Raw genomic sequence first — 16,836 nt, 5'->3', positions numbered from 1 at the left:
ACCAGCAAGGCCACCCGCAGGCCTTCGCCGTGCGGCAGCAGATGAATGCGCGGCGTGGCGTCGGCATCGACTTGCTCGGCGGTGCTGGAGCTGCCGCCGATGTCCGAGTGCACCGTCAGCAAGCCGGAAATACTGGTCAGAGTCTGCAAGACCTTATCCTGGGCCGATGCCGGCACTTCCAGACCCTTGGGGCCGAGTACGCCGTAGACTTTGTGGTGGTCGGCGCTGAACTCCACGACTCGCAGGCGGGTTGGGGTTTCCTTGCCGATATGGAATTTTTGTTCGTGGCCAGGAGCAGGCTCCAGGCTGATTTGAATCTTGTCGTTCTTGGCCAGTTTTTTAACCCGTAGCTCGGCTTCCCCCTTCGCCACGTCGACCCGCACTTCGTGGGCATCGGCCCAAAACAACAGCGGATGGCCGATCAGCGCTTGCGGCGTGCTGCTGTCGAATTCGAAAGAGGTGCCGCCGCCGTACCAGCCGCTATCGCGGTATTCCTTGATATGGGCGCAGATTTTGTGGTCCTGTTCCGACAGATAATCGAAATTTTGCCGTTCGTGCGCCAAGCGCTTTAAGGCGACCGCCCTCCCCTTGCTCCAACCGCCCTTGGCCTGCTGCCTTTGTTCGCGGGGTTCTATATCGACATGATGGTCCCGTTCGTCATAACTTAACAGCCAGATCAGACGGGTAGGTTTTTCGGCTTGCGCCGCGGATTCGGCTTTTCTGTCGCCCACCGGCAAATTCAACAAGGCGTCCAGCGCCACTTCCCAATCGGCGCGGCTGACAAACAAGTCGGCCAATGCCGCATGACCTTGTTTAAAAAAGCCTTGATCCCATTGCGGGGACTTGGCATGTTCTATATGGCTAAATACTTTCGCCAGTTCCGCCGCCGGCCAACAATAACCGTTGGCCGCTAAATGCGCATACAGTTGCTGGTCGACCGCGTCGATCCTGCTGGTAAAATCGGCCTTGAGCCAGAATTTGATCAGTAAAAACATCACGGATTGCAACAGCGGCGGATGCGAAACCGTTTCCGGGCTGCCGCTTTCCCTAAAACCGCAGTTGACCCGATAGGGCGGCGCGGTGTGCAACAGTTGGTCGCGAATGTGCAACTCGCCTTGCTGGAACTGTACAAACATCGATAAATACTGGTACACCCCGCTCCAATAACCGCCCGCCTTGGCCGCCTGATTCAGCAAAGTCGGCAGTTTATTGCGCAACTTGCCGTCGTTGCCTTTCAGGATGGCCAGCGGATAAAACAGGCCGGCCAAACCGTAAAAATAGCCGTTGCGTTGGCCGCTAAGCTTTCTGAACAACGACAAGGCTTTTTCGTATCGACCCGCCGCGTCGGCAAAATCGCCTTGCAAAAACGCCAGCATGGCGGCAATTGCCTGCTGTTCCGGCTCCTCGGCACCGCGCAACAACCCGCCCACCTCGTCCCACTCGCCGCGCAACAATTTTATTTCCAGGTACAGACGGAGGAAAACAGGATCGTTTTTGCCGGCACCATCGACCAGCTGATGTTGAAAAAACGCCTCCAGTTGCGGCTGCCGATATAAATAGATCAGCTGGTGCAGACAGACGTATCCGGCCATTTCCGGCAATACCGCCGGATGGTGTTGTTGAAACCAGGCCACATCGAGCGGATTTAAAAACCAGGACAAATACAAATCGATATGACTGGGCAGATTGCCCGGATAGCGCCGGCCGATCGCCAGACAGGATTGCATCTGTGGGTAATCGCGGCGGTGAAAATGAATGCGGGCTTCGCGGATGCAATCCTCGGCGGTGTTGTAGCGGTAATAACCCTGGCTGGGCGGGTTGAGGGCGAACACCTCCGCCGCGTATTTTTCGAACTCATTTTCGGCGACCAATTGCCGGATAATGCTTTCCGCCAAGCCTCGGGCGCAGCGGGTACCGCCGGGACGGACGTTTTCCTCCAACAGGCCTTCGGCGATCAACGGCCGCAAGCGGGCCTTGACGGTCTCGGCCTTCAAGACCCGGTTGCCTTCCTTGATGCCCAAACCGGCCAGACATTTGGCGATATTGGTCAGCGAGCAATAACCGTAATAGACCGCCAGTAAATTAACCAGCGTCCGCAAATCCGCCGGTAAAGCACGGTAAACGTCTAAAAACTTGGCGTGGTTGGGTGCATGCATGTCGATGTGAAGAATAAGGTAAACGAATCAATAAAAAAGCCCGCGGTTGCGGGCTTTTTGACAAGGCCGGGCCGGCTTACAACTTGGCCAACACCTTGGCGACGGTTTCGCCCATCGCCGCCGGCGTCGGCGCAATGGTCACGCCCAGTTCCTTCAACATTTCGACTTTTTCCGCCGCCGATTCGCCGGACGACGAAATAATCGCACCGGCGTGACCCATGCGGCGACCCTTGGGAGCGGTCAAACCGGCAATGTAAGCCACCACCGGCTTGCTCATGTGTTCCTTGGCGAACATGCCGGCTTCCACTTCTTGCGGGCCGCCGATCTCGCCTATCATCATCACCACCTTGGTTTCCGGATCCTGTTCGAATTTTTCCAGAATGTCGCGGTGCGAGCTGCCGTTGATGGGGTCGCCGCCGATGCCGACCGAGGTCGATACGCCTATACCCAGGCGTTTCATCTGATCGGCGGCTTCGTAACCCAAGGTGCCGGAACGGCCGACGATGCCGACGTTACCCGGCATGTAAATGTGGCCCGGCATGATGCCCAACATCGATTTACCCGGACTGATGGTGCCGGCGCAGTTGGGTCCGGTCAGCACCATGCGTTTTTCCTTGGGGAATTTACTCAGGAAAATTTTGACTTTCATCATGTCCTGGGTCGGAATACCGTCCGTGATCGAGACGCAGAATTTGATGCCGGCTTCGGCGGCTTCCATGATGGAATCCGCCGCGTAGGCGGGCGGTACGAAGACGATGCTGGCTTCGGCGCCGGCTTGTTCGACCGCTTCCTTGACGGTGTTGAAGACCGGCCGCTCCAAATGGGTTTGGCCGCCCTTGCCGGGCGTAATGCCGCCGACCACGTTGGAGCCGTAATCTATCATTTCCTGCGCATGAAAGGTGCCGATTTTGCCGGTGAAGCCTTGGACGATGATGCGGGTGTCTTTATCGATAAAAATTGCCATGTCGTTTCCTTAACCTTGCGCCTGAGCGACCACTTCGTTACGTGCCTGAACCGCTTTTTCGGCGGCTTCCGCCAAAGTGTCCGCCGTGATGATCGGCAAACCGCTGTCTTCGATGATTTTGCGGCCTTCCTCGACATTGGTGCCGGACAAACGCACGATCAGCGGCACTTTCATATCGATTTTTTGCACGGCCTGCACCACGCCTTCGGCGATCCAGTCGCAGCGGTTGATGCCGGCGAAAATATTCACCAGCATCGCCTTGACGTTTTTATCCGCCAACACCATGCGGAAGGCTTTTTCGGTGCGCTCGGCCGAAGCGCCGCCGCCGACGTCCAAAAAGTTGGCCGGCTCGCCGCCCGCCAGTTTGATCATGTCCATGGTCGCCATCGCCAAGCCGGCGCCGTTGATCATGCAGCCGATGTCGCCGTCCAGGCCGACGTAGCTCAAGCCGCGGTCGGCGGCCGCCATTTCGCGCGGGTCTTCCTGAGTCTTGTCGCGCAGCTCGGAGATTTTTTGCCGGCGGAACAGCGCGTTGTCGTCGAAGCCCATTTTGGCGTCCAGTGCGATCAATTCGTCGTGACCGGTGATGACCAGCGGGTTGATCTCGACCATGTTGGCGTCCAAATCGCGCATCGCCCGATAGCAGCCTTGAATCAGCTTAACGGCCTGCGGTACCAGGTCGGCGTTCAATCCCAAGGCAAAAGCCATTTCGCGGGCTTGAAAATCCTGCAAGCCCACGGCGGGTTCGATGTAGATTTTTTTGATGGCTTCCGGATTGTTTTCCGCCAACTCCTCGATCTCCATGCCGCCCTGCGCCGAACCGACCATGACGATGCGTTCCTGGGCGCGGTCGATCAGCAGGCTGAAATACAATTCCTTGGCGATATCGGTGCCGGCTTCGACATATAAGCGCAAGCATTGCTTGCCGGCCGGACCGGTTTGATGGGTGACCAGGCGTTTGCCCAGCAAGGCTTCGGCGGCTTCGCTGATTTCGTCGTGGGTTTTGCAGACCTTGATGCCGCCGGCCTTGCCGCGGGCGCCGGAATGAATCTGGGCCTTTACCACCCAAACGTGGCCGCCGATTTCCCGCGAACGCTGTACGGCATCTTCCGGGCTATAAGCCAGTCCGCCGGCGGCGATTTTCACGCCGTATTCGGACAGCAGCTGTTTTGCTTGGTACTCATGTATGTCCATGGTATCTCTCTTAAAATAAAAAATGTAGGTTGGGTTAGCGAAGCGTAACCCAACACGGAAAGCATCAATCGTTGGGTTACGGCTAGCGCCTAACCCAAGCTACACATTTTGGATTATTGGGTTTTCGCGGCAATGGCCTCGGCGGCGCGGACGATATTATTCGCCATGCGCTCGGAAGCGGCGTCGATCAGGCGGCCGTCCAACGCGGCGGCACCCTTGCCTTGCGCGGCGGCTTCCCGCAGGGCTTCCAGAATGCGTTTGGCTTTTTCGACTTCGGCGGCCGGCGGGGTGAAGACTTCGTTGGCCAGGGCGATTTGCGAGGGATGAATGGCCCATTTGCCTTCGCAGCCCAGCGCGGCGGCGCGGCGGGCGCCGGCTTTATAACCTTCCGGGTCTTTGATATCGCCGAAAGGGCCGTCGATGGGCCGCAGGCCGTAAGCACGGCAGGCCACCGTCATCCGGCTAATCGCCGCATGCCATTGATCGCCGGGGTAATCCGGATTCAAACCGCCGATATTGACGGTGCGGGCGCGGTTGCTGGCGGCATAATCGGCCACGCCGAAATGCAGGGCTTCCACCCGGCCGCCGATGGCGCCTTGTTTGGCGATGTCTTCCACATTGGCCATGCCCAGCGCGGTTTCGATCAGGCATTCGATGCCAATTTTGTTTTTCAGGCCTTCCTGCATTTCCAGCTGGGTCAACATCGCATCCACCATGTAGACATCGCCGTAGACACCGACCTTGGGAATCAAAACCGTGTCGATTTTGGCGCCGGCCTGCTCCACCAGATCGACCACGTCGCGCACCATGTATTGGGTATCCAGACCGTTGATGCGCACCGACAGGGTGATGCCATGGCCCTTCCAATCCAGATCGTTGATGGCCTGGATCACGTTTTTGCGGGCTTGCAGCTTGTCGTCCGGGGCCACCGCATCTTCCAGATCGAGGAACACAAAGTCCACACCGCTTTTTAAGGCTTTTTCGAACATTTCCGGACTGGAACCCGGTACCGCCAATTCGCAGCGTTGAACGCGTTGGGCATTGGCTTCGTATAGTGTGTGGCTCATGTGTGGTTTCCTACTGGGTTAATTTCGACTGAAACATTTTCAGCCCAGACTAAAAATAAAGAACCCGCCATTTTACTTTCAGACCGGGTAATGTCAATTGCCGCGGGCCCAGGAATTCGCCGGATTTCACCCGCCGGCCCATGCAAACGACTTGCCGAAAGCCGCTAAATATGACACTATCCGGCGATTTTTCACGATTCAATCAAATCCTAAAGGAGTCACCAGATGGCGGGTCGCAATCACCTTTTTGTTCCAGGTCCAACCAATACCCCACATGAAATTCTGAGCGCGATGCATGTGCCGATGGAAGATCACCGTTCGCCGATTTTCCCCAAATTGCTGTCGCCTATTCTGGAAGACCTGAAAAAAGTGTTCCGCACCGAGACCGGCCAATGCTTCGTGTTCCCCGCCACCGGCACCGCCGGCTGGGAAGTGGCGATGACCAACTGCCTGAATATGGGCGACAAGGTGTTGATTTACCGTTTCGGCCAATTCGGCCATTTATGGGCGGAAGCGGCCAAAAAGCTGGGCTTCGACGTGGAAATCCACCAAGTCGAATGGGGCAAGGGCATTCCATTGGATCATCTGGAAACACGACTGAAAGAGGATAAAAACCACGAGATCAAAGCCGTATTGGCCACCCATAACGAAACCTCGACCGGCGTCACCTGCGACATTCCCGGCGTGCGTAAAGCGTTGGACGCTGCCAACCACCCGGCATTGCTGTTCTCGGACGGTGTTAGCGCCATCGGCAGTATCGATTTCCGTCAGGACGAATGGGGCGTGGACGCATCCATCGCCGGTTCGCAAAAAGGCTTTATGCTGCCGGCTGGTTTAGCGATTTTGGGTTTCAGCCAAAAAGCCCTGGCGGCCGTCGATAACAGCAACTTCCCGCGCTCGTTCTTTTCGCTGAAAGACATGGCCGCCTCCAATAAAGACGGCTACACCCCCTACACCCCGTCCACCCCGATGTTGTACGGTTTGCGCAAGGCGTTGGAATTGCTGCTGGAAGAAGGCATGGAAAACGTCTATGCCCGCCACCACCGCCTCGGCGAAGGCGTACGCCGGGCCGTGGCGGCCTGGGGCTTGCAAACCTGCGCGCAAGAAGGCTGGGCATCCGACACCGTCACCGCGATCGTGGTACCGGCGGACAAAGACGCCCGCCACGTCATTAGCACCGCTTACAGCAAATACAACATCTCGTTGGGTGCCGGCCTCAGCGAAGTAGCCGGTAAAGTATTCCGCATCGGCCACGTCGGCGACATGAACGACGTCTCCCTGCTGGGCGCGATTGCCGGCGTGGAAATGGCCATGCTGGATAACGGTATCGACATCAAACCCGGCAGCGGCGTAGCGGCGGCGATTGAGTATTACCGCTCATCCGCGAAATAATCAATTTCCTCTGGTTATTAAAAAGGCGCCGATCGGCGCCTTTTTTTACACACTAATTAAACAGCGCCAAGGCCTTTTTCAAAGTGGACGCCACGCCCCACAATAAAGGCAACGCCACGTACAGCCAGAACAACACCAGCCACACCAGCGAGCCGGACTTTTGCTTGTCGTTTTCCATTACACCTCCTTTTCGCCGGCGGGATAAATTCCATCCAACTCATCGAATTCATCGTGCTTCATGTGATGTTTTTCATGCACGGGTTTGATCAGCAAATTACAGATAAATCCCAACACCAATATACTCGCCATAATGTACATCGTCACATTGTAGGCATCCGCCTTTGCCACGCCCTGATTGATCTGGTATTCCCTGATGTAATTCACCAGCACCGGCCCCAGCACGCCCGCCGTCGCCCAGGCAGTCAGCAAGCGCCCGTGAATTCCGCCCACATACAGGGTGCCGAATATATCCGCCAGATAAGCCGGAATGGTGGCGAATCCACCGCCGTACATACTCATGATCACGGCATACAGCAATACGAACATGGCCATATTACCGATCATGCCCATGCTCGGTACCAGGGCATACAAACAGGCACCCACGACAAAGAACACAAAGTAGGTGTTTTTGCGCCCCAGGTAATCCGACGCCGACGACCAGAAAAACCGCCCTCCCATGTTGAATAGACTCAATAAGCCGACAAAGCCGGCCGCCGAAGCCGGGGTAACGCTGCCTTTGAACATCTCCTGTATCATCACCGACGCCTGCCCCAGCACACCGATACCGGCCGTGACATTCAGGCACAACACCAGCCACAGCAAATAAAACTGCGGGGTTTTCAAGGCTTGATCGATATGCACGTGATTTTGGGTGATCATCTTGTTGGCGATTTGCGGCGGTGTCCATCCCCGAGGCCGCCAATCGGTGGACGGGATGCGAATAGTCAATGCGCCTATCATCATCGATACAAAATACAGGCAGCCCATCACCAGAAAAGCCTCCAACACCCCCACGGACTCGGCCGATTTGAAAGCATCCATCAATAATACCGACAACGGCGCGCCTATCATGGCCCCGCCGCCGAAACCCATGATGGCCATGCCGGTTGCCATGCCGCGACGATCCGGAAACCATTTGATCAGGGTCGAAACCGGCGACACATAACCCAGCCCCAGACCGATGCCGCCTATCACGCCGTAACCTAGATAAATCAACCATATCTGATGCAGATAGACACCCAGCGCCGCCACCCAGAAGCCGCCGCCGAAACAACAGGCCGCCACGAACATGGTCAGGCGCGGGCCGACTTTTTCCAGCCATTTACCGCCGAAGGCCGCCGAAAGCCCTAAAAATACAATCGCCAAACTGAAAATCCAGCCCAGCGTAGTCAGTTTCCAGTCTGCCGCCGTCGGGGCGGAAACGCCGAGTACACGCGTCAAAGGGTCGTTAAACACGCTGAAGGCGTAAGCCTGGCCTATGCATAAATGCACCGACAAGGCGGCCGGCGGCACCAGCCAGCGGTTAAAGCCGGCATTCGCCGTAATTCGCGACTTGCAGAAAAAGTCGGCCATATAAACTCCGTGAGGTTGTATCGTCTTTGCCGATGAAATAGAAGTAAAGCCCTACGAATAGGTTATCAGGGATAACCTCAAAACAAGCGATTTTATAGGGAACCTCGCAAATTTGCCCGCCCTATGAGGCTATCGACATGTTGCGCCATCACGCGTGTTATCAGCCTCGACCTCATCCGCGTGCAGCCAGATGTCATCCTATTGCGAGGCAAAGCGATAGATATTCCAAACGTTCCCGCCAACACAGCCTGTCGCCCGTCACAATACACGGGCAGCAAAATCAGAGACAACCACCGATAAATTATTAACCCTGACCTCAATATCCCCCTGTAACCGCCATTCCGACGGAAGCGGGAGGCGATATTAATGCCGGGTTAATAACAAGGCGAAGAGACGAGTATTGCAGACAACGGTCCAGTAAAAATAAGTAACGAGACCATTGATTAGAGAAACGAAGCCATCCTTGGCGGTCATCCTGACCTATCCTGAATTCCTGGCGCTGAAAGATCGAGTGATATTTCAGCGGGTTGGCAAAGGCTTAAGCAGCAACCGCTTTGCGGCGACCGAAACCGATCAGACCCGCCATCGCGCTGCCGAATAGCCACACCGCACCCGGTACCGGGACTTGCGACACAGTCAACGAATAACCATCAGTGGTAGTTTGCCAATTGCCCCCCATGTAGCCGCCCAGAAAGATGGTGTAATACTCACCGGCAATGGCATTAAAAGTAATGGTATTGGACATAGGAGCGATGCCGCCATCAAGCGTGCCAACGCTATAAGCAACGAGATCGCTCAAGGACAGACCAGTACCTGAATTTACGCCGGCATTTACTGGTCCGCCGGCATCGTAAGGGCTTGTTTGCACGGTAACGCCGGCGGTGTTGTTACCGGCATTCCAAGGCACGTGATGCAAATAGCCGGTCATATGATCCATGCCGTGGAATACGGTAAAGCCGAACTGAGCATTCGGATTTAACAAGCCAGTAACAGTTAAAGTCACCAGGCCGGTGGTATCGGATTTAAACAAGCCGGTATCCAAATCATGGCGCCAGCCCGCTTGCTGTGCGCCGGTATTGACAGCAGCCCAAGCGCCCTTGGCGGTGTCGATATCGGCGTAAACACCGTAACGATTGAAAGAATCAAAGGTCGAGATGGTGCCGGTCCCGCCATTCCCTCCGGTGATTTGAATCCCCCAGTTCATGTGCGCGCCGTCATAACCAAAGGCCGCCGTGGAGGGGCTAGCTGTGCCGACCCAGTTTTGGGTTGCATAGTAACCAACCGGTGTTCGTGCCGTGGCGGGGTAAAAGATTCCCGAGACTGGGTCGGTCCATCCGGATAGTGATTTAGTCGTAGCAGTGGCTAAAGTTTGTGCACCGGCTCCATTGGCCCAGCCATCGGTATTTCCGGTATAGGATGTTTTCCAAACGCCACCCGCAGTCGGGTCTACAGTGCCTGCCGCAACTGAACCATCAACACCGGTTGACGCATTGTACATAGTGGTTACAGTGGCTGACGCGGAAGCTGATAAAGCCATGCCTGCCGAAATTAATGCAATTGCCTTAGCTAATTTGGTTTTCTTCATAAAATTACTTCCTTATTCCTTGCGGTTAATGGTCAAACAGTTGCTGGATCCCCTGGCAGCCTACCCCTATGTTTGCCCATCCATTTAACTGTAAGCAAACTTATACAAACATCGTACCAACAATTAAATAACTGATTTATAAAGAAAAAATAAATGATGAAGTTTTTTTATGCCCCGAAGTTTATGTGAAAAGACTCACAGTCACGTGATATGCCGCAATTATCTCATGGATATTCAACCCACCACCCTGGATTCTCTTTCGCCGGACAGCGCAAAAAAAAGCATGTTGTAGAACAGATGAGCCAAAGACAGCAACCGAGTAAAAATAACCAACCCGCAACCAGAGCGAATGCCAGGTAAACGGCTAAATAAACTTTCCGATAAAGTAAACAGTGCTTGATTTGAGAAAGGCTTGTAACAAACTGGCAGGCGGCGCAAAGGCCGCGCTTGCTACCAGAGCATTAACTTAGCCGTTTTGAGATATGAAGCCTTCCGTGGCAGTCGTCCTGACCAAATCCTAAAACAATCCTGAAACGATGCCATCCTTGGCGATCATCCTGACCAATCCTGAATTCCTTGCGCTGAAAGGCCGTTTGATCTTTCAGCGACTGGGTAAAGCCTTAAGCAGCAACCGCTTTGCGGCGACCGAAACCGACCATGCCTGCAATCGCGCTACCGAACAACCAGACTGCGCCTGGAACAGGCACAGGAGAAGTAGTGACATTCATTAAATAGTTGTCGAGCCCGGTGTTCCATTTTGAGAAGTTGTAACCTCCCAGATAAAGGGTATACACTTGACCGGCTTGGGCAATAAACGAAAAGTCTTCAGAGGCTGTTACGTTATTTGAGTAACCGATGTTGGTCAATCCCACTGTTCCAAAAGGGTTGTCAGCAGTAAAAAGCTTACCTGCCGCTGGATTATTCCATGAGCCGTGGTGGCTATAGCTTGCAGTGCTGGTATCCATGCCTTCGAACACGGTTACACCGAAAGTGCTGAATGTTGACGGGGTCAAGTTGCCCAAAGTGGCTAAATTGATGTGAACAACTTGTGTCACATCAGATACGATCAAGCCGATGTCGGTTTGATGTTTCCAACCGGTCGGTGTTACGTTGTCTTGCCATGCACCGCCGCCGGTGTCGATTTCGGCGGCTACTCCGTAGCGTGCTAATGAGTCTGCGGCAGAAATTTGACCCGAGTCGCCGGCACTTGTCAGTTGAATGCCCCAGTTCAATGAGGAAGTTGCGTTAAAGCCGAATGGCGTTGTGCTTGGGCTGGCAGTGCCTACAAAGTTTGCTGCGCGGGTAGCTGAGTTATAGTTAACGAGATTACCCCCAGCAGGTGTGCCAAGGGTTGTGTTAGCTGCAACGTTAGGTCCTGCTGCACCTAGTGGCGTGGTGCCAGCACTACCACCTAGGCCAGTATTGGCGGGATCGCTCCACACCCATCCATCGGTGTTGCCGTTCAAACCGCCGAAGTTGTTCATATTGTACATGGTGGTCGACGCAGACGCTGCTGAAGACATTGCCAAGCTGGCGATAGTCAGCGAAATTGCTTTTGCTAATTTTGTTTTTTGCATAAAAATGACTTCCTTATTTCCTTGTGATTAATGATCGAACAGTTGCCGGACCCCCCTGGCAGCTTACCTCTACGTTTGCCCCTCCATTCAACTGTATCTTTACTTATACAAACATCGTGCCAATAATAAAAAGTCCGACTTAGCAAGGAAAAACCTCATTAGAAAGTTTTCATACACTAAAACTTTATGTGAAACCGCTCACATCTGTGTGATATGCCGCAGTTTTTTCTTGAAAATAGAAAACAATACAATAATTCGAAACAAAGAATCCTCTTGCAGAAGCTTTCTTCCAGACTATTGATCAAGTTTCTGAGAATTCAATTGACCGCCTTATACGGCAAAGCTCTGGGAGCACCGGCGGTGTCGGGAGGAACCGTTACTGATTACTATGAAAATCATCGTCGAAGCGACGCAAAAGACCTTTCATATGCGGGGGGGGGGATGGGAGCGTTAGGATGTTTTTACGATTTCTGTTTGATATGCCTCGCATAGTGAGGCGACAACCCTATTTTTATGAGACTTTGGGGGATGCAATCCTAGATTGCTCCCCCAAAAATTGCTTGTTGCGACTTGGCGCCGCGTAGAAATAACGCCGGATTACCGTACTTAAAGCAGGCATTTTCGATCAGCTGCTTTTCTCCGGCGAGAGTGTTTTACAATCCGATTTCGGAACAGCTGTATAGCATATCAGCCGGCGGCACCACGACCGTTGACGCAGGAATTGCACTGGGATCGCAGGTTGCCATTAAAGCTCTCGCCTGTGCTTTTTGGTCTAATGCAAGCGCCAATATACGGTTACGTAGCGCTTGAACCGGTGCGAGCAGGGCGAGCCCTTGGTAATAATCGGCTTTTTCAAGTTTTTGCACTGCTTTCCAGTTATTCCCCAATACCCCCTCTTTCAGCACTCGAATGGCGTCTTGATTTTCTTTTCTTCCTAGCCTGGCCAACTCACGCGCAGTGGCGTTATTGGAAATCCGCTTGGCCTGATTATCCAACATATCGGACTGACGGATATTTTCCAAAGCATTGAGGGCGCGTAGAAATGATGCCAATGCCACTACCTGGGTGGAATCCAACTTGACGCTCCGATCTTTATCCTTGGATAGCGATCCCGGCGACGCATTGAAAGCCTCGCTGTTATAGGCGGCAATCGCTTCTTCCAGAGTACTTACCGCATTATTATGGAAGAATGGCGCGGTATCCGCGGCTTCTATTAACGGCGGCGTATTGAAGCGGCCATCGCCATAACAAACCTGGTCCCGATGCGGTCCGCAAGCGCTTTCCGTAACGCCGAAACCTCCGTCATAAGCCATATCCGGCTGCAGCAAGCGCGCGGGATGAACTTTCATGTTTTCAACACCTGTGTTTCGGGTTGGGTTTGCTTTGGTGCTGGAACTGCGTCCACCGGCATTTTGATGACAACCGTTACAGTTGGCGGTCTCACCGCTAGCAGGTTCTCCGTTAATGACAGGATTGGTTTTTGTATCGAACAACACTTTGCCGGATTCGATCAGCGGATCGTTAAAACTGATCTGATAAACCGGAAAATCCTTGCTTCTGCCCAGCGATAACATATAGGCTTCAACCGCATCCAATTCGGCATCGGTAGGCAAACGAAAATCGCTACCCGCTATCCGATTCATGGTTCTCGGCATATGTTGCTTGATAGCGCCTTCGGTAAATTCGCGCAAAGACCCTGAACCTGGCGCACCATCACCGCTCCAGCCAGTGGCATGGGCGAAATCCTCATCCGCTTCAAATTCGCCACCAGCAGCGATGGTTTCTCTTGCAATGGTGGTACTCAAAGCCAAGGTATGCGGGACACTGCGAAAAATATCAACATTCGGACCGTCCACGTTAGTCAATATCAGTCCATGTTTGCGCATCAAAACCGGGTTTTCAAGCTCGGCTAACGCTGGATTGGTTTCGGCCACGAACAGCGGGTCCTTTGCCGGCAAATTCATGATGTAATTAGGGTCCAACGTGAAATTATTATCTTCCCGATGACAGGTCCCACAGGTGCGCCCATTTCCGGCGAAAGTTTCATTATGAAAAATATGCCGACCTTTGGCGACCAAAGCCCCCAATACAGGCGTTAAGTCCGACAGTGTACTGGCGTTCGCCGCCTTTGGTAACAAAAACTCAAACGGAAAGACATTGTCTGCAACTGTATCCTTGAAATCGCCCATCGCCGTGGTCAGCCAAGGTTTATCCGCGTAGTAAAGCTTGAGCATTAAATCAGGCGCGCCTGCGATAGCGACATTTTCGACGGGGTTTTCACCCGCTTTGGAAACAATCACGGTATCCATGCTCAAACCTAACAAGCGACTTCTTTCCAACCTGGTTTCCAGTCGACCTTTACCATCTTCCGCTGCAAAACGACCTAGATGGAGCATCTTATCGTCTGCTTCCGGCAAGACCGAGCCGCCTAAATTATCCAACAACCATAAATCATATTCCCCAGCATCCAGACCTTTTGCTTGAAAAACCAGCTCACCATTTTTCAGATTAAACTGCAACCGGCCATGTGCTTGGGTAAATTGTTTTGACAAGACTTTTGAATATCCCAGGGATAATTTCAGTAATTCGGGACTACCGCCTTTGGCTTCATAATTAGTTCGCCAGCTATTTAACGCTAATTTCAAGGTATCGATATCACCATGCCCTATACCGTCGATATTATCGATAGACTTATTAACGTCATTGCTAAGTAGCTGAAAATAACCAATTGCCAGCGCAAAAACGGCGATAAGCATGCCGGAAAATTTAGTAAATTTTTTTCGAGTAACGTTGAGTTCGTCAACCGGTCTCATTTATATCTCCTGGTAATTGTTGGTAATTAGATAAAACAACACCAAATCACCACTGTGTGGCAGTTGTTTTATTTAAAACCTCGGTATGATGATCGTATAATCCCCAATGAGAGTGGGGCTGCCGATACAAATGAGCAAAATATGGGCCAGTCCGAAAGCCGCAGATATTTCAAGCATTAACAAGCTTTTTTTCTATACTCATCAATACTGGTGGTAAAAACTAAGGGATATGCCGTAACCTGCGGCATATCCCTTGTTTTTATAGGTGCATTTCTGTCGGAAAATTATTGTCCTCGGTTTTGAAGCTTACGAGAGCAGGCTTGATTATCCCTTACGAGCTTTCCCGCACCGATCAAACCAGCCAACTATTTATGGCATAATTACTGCTTAATCATAAACCTTTTATTAATACTATTGTCCCAACTAGCCAACCTATCTTATGTCAATATCGATAAACGAATGCATGCGCCTGGGACAGGTTGCTATCCAAAACAAAAATCTCCCGGATGCCCTGCATTGGTTTAATCTGGCCGCGAAAGAAACCCCCAAAGATCCACAAGTATTAGCTTGCCTGGGCCAGGCATTATGTTGGCAGGGAAAACGAGAAGAAGGGTTAGCACATTTAAGACAATCCGGGCACTTGTTGGCTAAGAAGGCCCGCAAGAATCGCGATGTTGCCTTGGTGATGGATTTGGCGGACCAGTTGCAACATTGGAATGATTACCAAGGTTCCGCCGAGCTGTGTAAATTAGCCGCTCAGATCAACCCGAATTATCCACGCAGCTTTCAATTGCTGGCCTTGGCGCATTCCCGCCTCAATCAAAAAAAACCGGCTTTGATAGCCGGCAAACAGGCGCTTCGTCTGGCGCCCGATAGCGCCATGCTGAACATCCTGGTGGCCACGCTGGAAATCGCTGACGGTCAAACTGAAAGCGCCAGGCAGCGTTTGGAAAAAACCCTTAGAATGCCCTTACTTACCCCGGAAGAAAAATTTCGCGCCCATAAGGAACTGGCACGCGCGCTGGACAAACTGGGCGTTTACGACCAAGCTTTCAGCCATTTGCAGGCTGCTGGCGAAGTTTCATCCCGCTTACCGGAAGTACAACGCCAGGACAGTCGACTGGTACCTGGCATGCTAAAAACCAACTCGACGGAATTCGACGGCGATTTGCTTGGCCGCTGGGCTAAAACCCAATTTCCGGCAAACCAGCCGGCTCCGGTATTTTTATTAGGTTTCATGCGTACCGGCACCACGCTAACCCAGGAAGTGTTGGGCGCGCACCCAGGGGTATTCGTGGCGGATGAAACGGATTTGGTGGTTTCGGTGGTGCGTGAGCTACAACGCATGTTTAACCAAAAAGGCAGTATTCCACAGATGCTGCGGCAACTCGATCTGGCCGGAGTATTGCACTTGCGCTCTTTTTACTGGCAACGCGCTAAAGCCCTATTTGGCGATAGCATCGATACTCGCCTGTTCCTGGATAAAACCACCATGAACAGCATCGACCTTGGCCTAATCAACTGTCTGTTTCCGGACGCCAAACTGGTATTTTTGCTGCGCGATCCGCGTGATGTTTGTTTGAGCTGTTTTATGCAAACCATGATACCCACTCCTTCCACCGTGCATTTATTAACCTGGCAAGATACCGCTGCGTTTTATGCTCAGGTGATGAATTGGTGGGCTACTATCAAACCCAAACTCAGCATGGATTTCATCGAATTTCGTTATGAAGATGCCGTATTTGATTTTGAGCCGGCGTTTCGCAAGGTATTCGATTTTATGGGACTGGAATGGGATCCCAAAGTCACCGATTTTCATAAAAATGCCATCGGAAAAGTGATTGCCAGCCCCAGTTTCAACCAAGTTGCGCAACCTTTATATTCATCATCCGTCGGACGGTGGAAACATTATGCAAATGAATACCGGGCAATAGCGGATACCCTGCAGCCATTCCTAGACAGTTACGGTTATAAGTAGGGGCAGTTGCCATTTAGGAGAAAACACCCTGGAATAAACTCCGGATCTGGCTCATCAAGCGGGATGGTTGTGTTTACCGCGGAATCCTGGTTTGATTGAAGTTTTATTAACAAAACTCGCTCAACAACGGATGCCCACATGAAATATCGCGTGCTCGTAACCCGGCGCTGGCCGGCGGCGGTGGAAGCCAAACTGCTGCAACTATACGATGTGACTCTAAACCGCGACGACCGTCCGCTCTCGCCCGAAGAACTTAAACAGGCCTTGCAACAATACGATGCGGTTTGCCCGACGGTGTGCGACAGCCTGCCGGCCGATGTGTTAAACGTGCCGAATAAACGCTGCAAAATTCTGGGCAACTTCGGCGTCGGCTATAACCATATCGACATCGCGGCGGCCAAACAGGCAGGCTTGATTGTCACCAACACTCCCGGCGTGTTGACCGAAAGTACCGCCGATATCGCCATGACCTTATTATTGATGTCGGCGCGGCGCGGCGCCGAAGGCGACCGGCTGGTACGCGCCGGCCTGTGGACCG

11 protein-coding genes and 1 pseudogene are annotated in these 16,836 nt (G+C 52.9%); 3 read left to right on the top strand and 9 right to left on the bottom strand.

What is annotated here, in order from left to right:
* The 4 genes and pseudogenes from NP596_RS14060 to NP596_RS14045 form a co-directional block, all read right to left on the bottom strand.
* Positions 1 to 2,156, bottom strand: a pseudogene (locus NP596_RS14060) (DEAD/DEAH box helicase); the annotation flags it as partial.
* A 76-nt stretch (positions 2,157 to 2,232) separates the two neighbouring features.
* Positions 2,233 to 3,120 (bottom strand): succinate--CoA ligase subunit alpha, encoded by an 888-nt coding sequence (gene sucD / locus NP596_RS14055; protein WP_256616017.1) that lies wholly within the window; start codon positions 3,118 to 3,120, stop codon positions 2,233 to 2,235.
* 9 nt (positions 3,121 to 3,129) lie between these two features.
* Positions 3,130 to 4,314: a malate--CoA ligase subunit beta gene (locus NP596_RS14050; protein ID WP_256600522.1), complete on the bottom strand. Its 1,185-nt coding sequence runs from the start codon at positions 4,312 to 4,314 to the stop codon at positions 3,130 to 3,132.
* A 113-nt stretch (positions 4,315 to 4,427) separates the two neighbouring features.
* Positions 4,428 to 5,381, bottom strand: coding sequence for an HpcH/HpaI aldolase/citrate lyase family protein (locus NP596_RS14045; RefSeq protein ID WP_256616016.1), 954 nt, complete (start codon positions 5,379 to 5,381; stop codon positions 4,428 to 4,430).
* Between the two features lie 225 nt (positions 5,382 to 5,606).
* Here NP596_RS14045 and NP596_RS14040 point away from each other — a divergent pair, with 225 nt between their 5' ends.
* Positions 5,607 to 6,773, top strand: a complete 1,167-nt coding sequence (locus NP596_RS14040) for an aminotransferase class V-fold PLP-dependent enzyme (RefSeq protein ID WP_256616015.1) — start codon at positions 5,607 to 5,609, stop codon at positions 6,771 to 6,773.
* A 52-nt stretch (positions 6,774 to 6,825) separates the two neighbouring features.
* Here the strand turns inward: NP596_RS14040 and NP596_RS14035 are convergent, their stop codons facing one another.
* The 5 genes from NP596_RS14035 to NP596_RS14015 all read right to left on the bottom strand — a co-directional run bounded on the left by NP596_RS14035 (position 6,826) and on the right by NP596_RS14015 (position 14,320).
* On the bottom strand, positions 6,826 to 6,951 hold the full coding sequence (locus NP596_RS14035; protein WP_256616014.1) for an MFS transporter small subunit: 126 nt from the start codon (positions 6,949 to 6,951) through the stop codon (positions 6,826 to 6,828).
* Positions 6,951 to 8,345, bottom strand: a complete 1,395-nt coding sequence (locus NP596_RS14030) for an L-lactate MFS transporter (protein ID WP_256616013.1) — start codon at positions 8,343 to 8,345, stop codon at positions 6,951 to 6,953. Before NP596_RS14030 ends, NP596_RS14035 begins: the two co-directional genes overlap by 1 nt.
* Before the next feature lie 538 nt (positions 8,346 to 8,883).
* Positions 8,884 to 9,930: a hypothetical protein gene (locus tag NP596_RS14025; RefSeq protein WP_256616012.1), complete on the bottom strand. Its 1,047-nt coding sequence runs from the start codon at positions 9,928 to 9,930 to the stop codon at positions 8,884 to 8,886.
* Positions 9,931 to 10,550: 620 nt separating this feature from the next.
* Entirely contained in the window at positions 10,551 to 11,507 is a 957-nt protein-coding gene (locus tag NP596_RS14020; protein WP_256616011.1) for a hypothetical protein, read from the bottom strand.
* A gap of 653 nt (positions 11,508 to 12,160) precedes the next feature.
* The gene (locus tag NP596_RS14015; RefSeq protein WP_256616010.1) at positions 12,161 to 14,320 is read right to left on the bottom strand and encodes a hypothetical protein; all 2,160 of its coding nucleotides are present in this window, start codon (positions 14,318 to 14,320) and stop codon (positions 12,161 to 12,163) included.
* A gap of 439 nt (positions 14,321 to 14,759) precedes the next feature.
* Between NP596_RS14015 and NP596_RS14010 the strand changes: the two genes are divergently transcribed.
* A complete protein-coding gene (locus NP596_RS14010; protein WP_256616009.1) occupies positions 14,760 to 16,298 on the top strand; it encodes a tetratricopeptide repeat-containing sulfotransferase family protein in 1,539 nt (512 codons plus the stop codon).
* A gap of 138 nt (positions 16,299 to 16,436) precedes the next feature.
* On the top strand, positions 16,437 to 16,836 hold a 400-nt coding region (locus tag NP596_RS14005), incomplete at its 3' end, for a Rossmann-fold NAD(P)-binding domain-containing protein (protein ID WP_504130299.1).

The organism is Methylomonas rivi (assembly GCF_024505165.1).
In the GTDB taxonomy this organism is placed as follows: domain Bacteria; phylum Pseudomonadota; class Gammaproteobacteria; order Methylococcales; family Methylomonadaceae; genus Methylomonas; species Methylomonas rivi.
The sequence above is the reverse complement of the archived record's forward strand: the minus strand, read 5'-3'. Positions and strand labels throughout refer to the sequence as shown.

Excerpts from the sequence above, each read along its gene's own strand:
- sucD (WP_256616017.1), bottom strand. The coding sequence starts at position 3,120 with ATGGCAATTTTTATCGATAAAGACACCCGCATCATCGTCCAAGGCTTC.
- NP596_RS14050 (WP_256600522.1), bottom strand. The coding sequence starts at position 4,314 with ATGGACATACATGAGTACCAAGCAAAACAGCTGCTGTCCGAATACGGC.
- NP596_RS14045 (WP_256616016.1), bottom strand. The coding sequence starts at position 5,381 with ATGAGCCACACACTATACGAAGCCAATGCCCAACGCGTTCAACGCTGC.
- NP596_RS14040 (WP_256616015.1), top strand. The coding sequence starts at position 5,607 with ATGGCGGGTCGCAATCACCTTTTTGTTCCAGGTCCAACCAATACCCCA.
- NP596_RS14035 (WP_256616014.1), bottom strand. The coding sequence starts at position 6,951 with ATGGAAAACGACAAGCAAAAGTCCGGCTCGCTGGTGTGGCTGGTGTTG.
- NP596_RS14030 (WP_256616013.1), bottom strand. The coding sequence starts at position 8,345 with ATGGCCGACTTTTTCTGCAAGTCGCGAATTACGGCGAATGCCGGCTTT.
- NP596_RS14025 (WP_256616012.1), bottom strand. The coding sequence starts at position 9,930 with ATGAAGAAAACCAAATTAGCTAAGGCAATTGCATTAATTTCGGCAGGC.
- NP596_RS14020 (WP_256616011.1), bottom strand. The coding sequence starts at position 11,507 with ATGCAAAAAACAAAATTAGCAAAAGCAATTTCGCTGACTATCGCCAGC.
- NP596_RS14015 (WP_256616010.1), bottom strand. The coding sequence starts at position 14,320 with ATGAGACCGGTTGACGAACTCAACGTTACTCGAAAAAAATTTACTAAA.
- NP596_RS14010 (WP_256616009.1), top strand. The coding sequence starts at position 14,760 with ATGTCAATATCGATAAACGAATGCATGCGCCTGGGACAGGTTGCTATC.